Here is a 6328-nt window from a genome sequence, read left to right as displayed (position 1 = left end):
CGCATTAAGCCTGCTGCTTCTTATCGTGCTGGCGGTTAACCCAGGTATTGATAATCAGCGTCACGATCAGAATGCCGAACACCACGCCGAGCGAAATGGCGATCGGGATATGGTAGAAATCGACGATCAGCATCTTGATACCGATAAACACCAGGATCACCGACAGACCGTATTTCAGCATGGAGAAGCGTTCTGCCGCGCCCGCCAGCAGGAAGTACATTGCACGCAGGCCGAGGATCGCAAACAGGTTAGAGGTCAGCACAATGAACGGGTCGGTGGTCACCGCGAAGATCGCCGGAATGCTGTCCACCGCGAAAATCACGTCGCTCAGCTCGACCAGAATCAGCACCAGCAGCAGCGGGGTGGCAAACAGCAGGCCGTTCTTGCGCACGAAGAAGTGCTCGCTCTCAATCTTGTCGGTCATGCGCAGGTGCCCACGGATCCACTTCACCAGCGGGCGATCGCCAATCGCGGAGCCGTCCTCTTTCGCCAGCGCCATTTTGACACCGGTGAACAGCAGGAAAGCGCCAAAGACGTACAGCAGCCATTCGAACTGGGTGATCAGCCAACTGCCGGCGAAGATCATGATGGTACGCAGGATAATCGCGCCCAGCACGCCGTAGACCAGCACGCGACGCTGCAGGGCAGCAGGTACGGCAAAGTAGCTGAACAGCATCAGCCAGACGAAAACGTTATCAACCGCCAGGGCTTTTTCAATCAGATAGCCGGTGAGGAAGGCGAGCGCCTGAGGATCGGCCACCGCACGGCCTTCGGTCGAGGCCAGATACCACCAGAAGGCGGCACAGAACAGCAGGGAGAGGGTAACCCACACCAGAGACCAGGCCGCAGCCTGTTTGATGCTCATGCCGTGCGCGCCGCGACGGCCCTGCAAAAAGAGGTCGATTGCCAGCATGATGAGCACGACAACCGCGAATCCGCCCCACAACATTGGAGTGCCGACAGAATGCATACTATTTTCCTTACACATAAAAAACAAAAACGGCCATGGTCAGAAGACGATAGCCGTTAGCTTTTTATGCATAGACCTCGCCTTCCGGCAAGGTCTCACTTACAACCACGAGGGTTGCCCGGCGACCGGATGCGTGTTTAACGCATCGTAATGACGATCCACCGGCGAAGAAGTTACTCCCCTTTGCAGGTAACAAAATAATGTCAGACCATTGATTTCGTCAATGGTCTGCACGGTTTCATTACACAGTTTTACGCGATAGCTTCCGCGCTCACGTCGTCTGCCGGAAACACCACGCCGGTCTGACGGCGGATCTCCGTTTGCAGTTTCGCCGTGGTGCGGCTCACCGCGAGGCCCGGGTGATTCACTTCGTTGTCTTCCACCAGACGGGCGAAGACCTCTGCCTCATAGAGCATAGTGTTAATATGCTGAGGCTGCGTCAGCTCCTGCGCTTTACCGCCGCGCGGCACAAAGCTCACCTTCTGGCACTCGGAGATCTTCTCGATAACCAGCGAGCCCGCTTCGCCCTGAATTTCGCTCGGCAGCACGGAATCGCTCACCTTGGAGTGCTGCAGCGTGACGCTGAAATCGCCGTAGTCCAGCACCGCTAAACCGTGCGCATCCACGCCGCTCTCCAGCAGGCTGGCGGTGGCCGTTACGCCATGCGGCTCGCCCCACAGGGCCACGGCAGAGGCCAGGCAGTAGAAGCCGATATCCATAATCGAACCGTTAGAGAAGGCCGGGTTAAAGGTGTTCGGGTTCTCGCCGTCCAGGTAGCGCTGGTAGCGCGACGAGTACTGGCAGTAGTTGATAAAGGCTTTACGCACTTTGCCAATTTTCGGCAGGGACTGCTGCAGCAGCAGGAAATTCGGCAGGCTGGCGGTTTTAAACGCTTCGAACAGCACCACCTGGTTTTCGCGGGCAAGCGCAATGGCCGCTTCCACTTCCTGGATATTCGATGCCAGCGGCTTCTCGCAAATCACATGCTTTTTATGGCTGAGGAACAGCTTCGTTTGCGGGAAGTGCAGGGAGTTCGGGCTGGCGATATAGACCGCGTCAATGGCGTCGCTTTGCGCCATCTCGTCGAGCGAGGTGAAGAGATGCTCAACGAGGTAGTCGTTAGCAAAACTTTGCGCCTGCTCAAGGCTGCGGGAATAGACCGCGGTAAGCTTATATTTGCCGGTTTCGTGGGCGGCGTCGACGAACTGGCGCGTGATCCAGTTCGTTCCAATGACTGCGAAACGTATCATAAACGTTTACGTACTCCGTAGCGGGGAACCTTTAGCCACTGTAGCACGTCATCATGACAATTCGCGTGCGCTATTCCGCATTACTATTTAACGATAAATGCGTAAGCCATAGCCGGGTATCAAACTCCAGTTGGTGGTACTGCGGCTCCATGTGGCAGCACAGGGAATAGAACGCTTTGTCGTGCTCTTTCTCTTTCAGATGCGCTAGCTCATGGACGACGATCATCCGCAGAAAGGCTTCCGGCGCGTTACGGAAAACCGTCGCGACGCGGATTTCGGCCTTCGCCTTCAGCTTGCCGCCCTGCACGCGGGAGATGGCGGTGTGCAGGCCGAGCGCATTTTTCAGCACGTGGATCTTGTTGTCGTACATCACCTTGTTGATCGGCGGCGCGCTCTTCAGATAACGGCTTTTCAGATCCTGCGTATACTGCCAGAGGGCTTTATCGGTCGCGAAATCGTGCGTGCCGGGGTAGCGTTTTTCCAGCACCGCCCCCAGTTTTTGCTCGGCAATTAACGTGCGTACCTGGGAAAGCAGATGCTCCGGGTAGCCCTGGAGATAAGTCAGCTGGTTCATCAAAACCCCAAAATAAGTTGAAAACGGGTATACTCACGCACCCTTTTCAGGGATAACGCCGAAATTTTACCATTCAGGAGGGCCGATGAGCCACTTAGACAACGGTTTCCGTTCACTCAACCTTAAACGTTTCCCGGAAACGGACGACGTCAACCCGCTTATGGCGTGGGAAGCGGCGGATGAATATCTGCTGCAGCAGTTGGATGAGACTGAAATCCGCGGCCCGGTTCTGATCCTGAATGACGCGTTTGGCGCGCTGGGCTGCGCCCTGGCTGAACACACGCCATACAGCATCGGCGATTCCTACCTGAGCGAGCTGGCGACGCGTGAAAACCTGCGCCATAACGACATCGAAGAGTCCAGCGTGAAGTTCCTCGACAGCACCGCGGATTACCCTCAGGCGCCGGGCGTGGTGCTGATTAAGGTGCCCAAAACCATGGCGCTGCTGGAGCAGCAGCTGCGCGCGCTGCGTAAGGTCGTGACGCCAGAAACCCGCATTATCGCGGGTGCCAAAGCGCGCGATATTCACACCTCGACGCTGGAGCTGTTCGAGAAAGTCCTCGGCCCAACCACCACCACGCTGGCGTGGAAAAAAGCGCGCCTGATCAACTGCACCTTCAGCGCGCCGGAACTGGCCGACGCGCCCGAGACGCTGAGCTGGAAACTGGAAGGCACCGACTGGACCATCCACAACCATGCGAACGTTTTCTCCCGCACCGGTCTGGATATCGGCGCGCGTTTCTTTATGGAACATCTGCCGGAAAATCTGGAAGGTGAGATTGTCGATCTGGGCTGCGGTAACGGCGTGATTGGCCTGACGCTGCTGGCGAAGAACCCGGACGCCAGCGTGGTGTTCAGCGACGAGTCGCCAATGGCGGTGGCCTCCAGCCGTCTGAACGTGGAAACCAACATGCCGGAAGCGCTGGACCGCTGCGAGTTTATGATCAACAACGCGCTGTCGGGCGTAGAGCCTTTCCGCTTCAACGCCGTGTTCTGCAACCCGCCGTTCCACCAGAAGCACGCCCTGACGGATAACGTCGCGTGGGAGATGTTCCACCACGCGCGCCGCTGCCTGAAAATCAACGGCGAGCTGTACATCGTGGCAAACCGCCACCTGGACTATTTCCACAAGCTGAAGAAGATTTTCGGCAACTGCGTCACCGTTGCGACCAATAACAAGTTCGTGGTGCTGAAGGCGGTGAAGCTGGGGCGTCGTCGTTAAGATTGGGTATGTGCGGCCTGATGCCCTCACCCCAACCCTCTCCCACAGGGAGAGGGCGCAAACACTAAAAACGGCAACTGGGTTGCCGTTTTGCTTTTACCCTGCCGCCCGGCAATGCCCTAGATCGCCAGAGCTAACTTCGTCCCCTGCGCAATTGCCCGCCGCGCGTCCAGCTCCATCGCCACGTCGCACCCGCCAATCAAATGCACCGTTTTACCGGCTTCGCGCAGCGGATCCGTCAGATCGCGCTTCGGCTCCTGCCCGGCACATAAAATGACATGATCCACACGCAGCAGCTGCGGTTCGCCGCCGATCGTGACGTGCAGCCCCTCGTCGTCGATCTTCTGGTAGCTGACCGACGGGATCATCTTCACCCCGCGTGGGAGCAGGGTGGCGCGGTGGATCCAGCCCGTGGTTTTGCCCAGCCCTTCGCCCGGCTTGCTGGTTTTACGCTGGAGCATCACGATCTGGCGCGGGCTTTTCGGCAGTTGCGGCCCTTCCGGGCGTAGCCCGCCGGACTGGTTCAGGCTGGTGTCGATCCCCCATTCCACGCAAAACTCGGCAATGTTCTGGCTGGGGGCCTCGCCCGGCTGGCTTAAGTACATGGCGGTATCAAAGCCGATCCCGCCGCAGCCGATAATCGCCACCTTCTCGCCAACCGGCGTTTTGTCACGCAATACATCCAGATAGCTCAACACCTTCGGATGATCGATACCCTCGATCGCCGGCATGCGCGGTACGATCCCGCTCGCCAGGATCACCTCGTCGAAACCGATCAGATCCGCCGCGCTGACAAACTGGTTAAGCCGCAGATCGATGCCTGTAAGCTCGATCATCCGGCGGTAGTAGCGCAGCGTTTCATAAAACTCCTCCTTGCCGGGGATCTGTTTGGCGATATTAAACTGGCCGCCAATCTCCGCCAGCGCATCAAACAGCGTCACGCTGTGCCCGCGGGAAGCGGCATTCACCGCAAACGCCAGCCCTGCCGGGCCTGCGCCCACCACGGCCAGGCATTTTTTACTGACCGCCGCAACGACCGGCATTTTGGTTTCATGGCAGGCGCGCGGGTTAACCAGGCAAGAGGTGACCTTGCCGACGAAGATCTGATCCAGACAGGCCTGGTTACAGCCGATGCAGGTGTTGATTTCATCCGCACGGCCGCTTTGCGCTTTCGACAGCAGTTCGGCATCCGCCAGGAACGGACGCGCCATCGACACCATATCGGCATCGCCTCGCGAAATCACATCGTCCGCGACCTGCGGATCGTTAATGCGGTTAGTGGTGACCAGCGGAACAGATACTTTACCTTTTAGCCTGCGCGTCACCCAGCTGAACGCCGCGCGCGGTACCGGCGTGGCGATGGTCGGGATGCGCGCCTCGTGCCAGCCGATACCGGTGTTGATAATGGTGGCACCAGCGGCTTCAATCGCCTGCGCCAGCTGGACGGTTTCGTCGAAGGTGCCGCCGCCCTCTACCAGGTCGAGCATCGACAGACGGAAAACAATAATAAAATCAGCGCCCGCACGTTCGCGCACGGCGCGCACGACCTCCACGGCAAAACGCATGCGGCGGGCATAGTCGCCGCCCCATTCGTCGTCGCGCTGGTTGGTGCGGGCGGCGAGGAACTCATTAATCAGGTAGCCTTCTGAGCCCATCACCTCAACGCCGTCGTAGCCCGCCTCGCGCGCCAGCGCCGCGCAGCGGGCGAAGTCGTCAATCAATGCCAGGATCTCGTCGTGGGTGAGAGCGTGAGGTTTAAAGCGGTTAATCGGCGCCTGAAGAGCCGACGGCGCGACCAGGTTCGGCTGATAACTGTAGCGTCCGGTGTGCAGGATTTGCAGGGCGATTTTACCGCCCTCGCGGTGGACCGCGTCGGTCACAATGCGGTGGTGCGCCAGCTGTGACGCATCGTTCAGGACCGCGCCGCCCTCCATGCCCACGCCGGAAGGAGCCGGGGCCACGCCGCCGGTGACAATCAGCGCCACCCCGTGGCGGGCGCGCTCGGCATAGAAGGCCGCCAGACGCTCGGCCCCGTCCGGATGCTCCTCCAGCCCGGTGTGCATTGAGCCCATCAGCACGCGGTTTTTGAGTGTGGTGAACCCCAGATCGAGGGGGGCGAATAACGACGGGTAGCGGCTCATAGTCTCTTCCAGTGTAAAATTATTGTTATGTGGTCGGATGAGTTACTAATTTAGCCAGCGGCAGCGGAAAGGTAAAAGCGGGATCGAATGATTGTGATAGATCTCAAAGAACTTCACCCCTCACCCTAACCCTCTCCCCTAAGGGAGAGGGGACTTAATCTCCCTCTCCCT

5 protein-coding genes are annotated in these 6328 nt (G+C 58.7%); 1 reads left to right on the top strand and 4 read right to left on the bottom strand.

All coding sequences use genetic code 11. The annotated features are described in order from the left end of the window. Positions 1 to 4: 4 nt before the first annotated feature. From ENTMO_RS0121075 to ENTMO_RS0121065, 3 genes are all read right to left on the bottom strand, one after another. Positions 5 to 970 carry a TerC family protein gene (locus ENTMO_RS0121075; protein WP_010435870.1) on the bottom strand — a complete coding sequence of 322 codons (966 nt, stop codon included), beginning with the start codon at positions 968 to 970 and terminating at the stop codon, positions 5 to 7. A gap of 251 nt (positions 971 to 1221) precedes the next feature. Continuing rightward, positions 1222 to 2220, bottom strand: coding sequence for a Gfo/Idh/MocA family protein (locus tag ENTMO_RS0121070; protein ID WP_010435866.1), 999 nt, complete (start codon positions 2218 to 2220; stop codon positions 1222 to 1224). Between the two features lie 70 nt (positions 2221 to 2290). After that, a complete protein-coding gene (locus ENTMO_RS0121065; RefSeq protein WP_010435864.1) occupies positions 2291 to 2794 on the bottom strand; it encodes a YgjP-like metallopeptidase domain-containing protein in 504 nt (167 codons plus the stop codon). 85 nt (positions 2795 to 2879) lie between these two features. On the opposite strand from ENTMO_RS0121065, the gene rlmG reads away from it, so the two are divergent. Continuing rightward, positions 2880 to 4016, top strand: coding sequence for a 23S rRNA (guanine(1835)-N(2))-methyltransferase RlmG (gene rlmG, locus ENTMO_RS0121060; RefSeq protein WP_010435862.1), 1137 nt, complete (start codon positions 2880 to 2882; stop codon positions 4014 to 4016). A gap of 119 nt (positions 4017 to 4135) precedes the next feature. Here rlmG and ENTMO_RS0121055 read toward each other — a convergent pair whose 3' ends face one another. Beyond that, complete coding sequence (locus ENTMO_RS0121055; RefSeq protein WP_010435860.1) at positions 4136 to 6157, bottom strand: NADPH-dependent 2,4-dienoyl-CoA reductase; 2022 nt, start codon at positions 6155 to 6157, stop codon at positions 4136 to 4138. Positions 6158 to 6328: the final 171 nt, after the last annotated feature.

This window comes from Enterobacter mori LMG 25706, assembly GCF_000211415.1.
Lineage (GTDB): Bacteria > Pseudomonadota > Gammaproteobacteria > Enterobacterales > Enterobacteriaceae > Enterobacter > Enterobacter mori.
This window is presented reverse-complemented; position numbering and strand designations above follow the sequence as displayed.

Excerpts from the sequence above, each read along its gene's own strand:
- ENTMO_RS0121065 (WP_010435864.1), bottom strand. The coding sequence starts at position 2,794 with ATGAACCAGCTGACTTATCTCCAGGGCTACCCGGAGCATCTGCTTTCC.
- ENTMO_RS0121075 (WP_010435870.1), bottom strand. The coding sequence starts at position 970 with ATGCATTCTGTCGGCACTCCAATGTTGTGGGGCGGATTCGCGGTTGTC.
- ENTMO_RS0121055 (WP_010435860.1), bottom strand. The coding sequence starts at position 6,157 with ATGAGCCGCTACCCGTCGTTATTCGCCCCCCTCGATCTGGGGTTCACC.
- ENTMO_RS0121070 (WP_010435866.1), bottom strand. The coding sequence starts at position 2,220 with ATGATACGTTTCGCAGTCATTGGAACGAACTGGATCACGCGCCAGTTC.
- rlmG (WP_010435862.1), top strand. The coding sequence starts at position 2,880 with ATGAGCCACTTAGACAACGGTTTCCGTTCACTCAACCTTAAACGTTTC.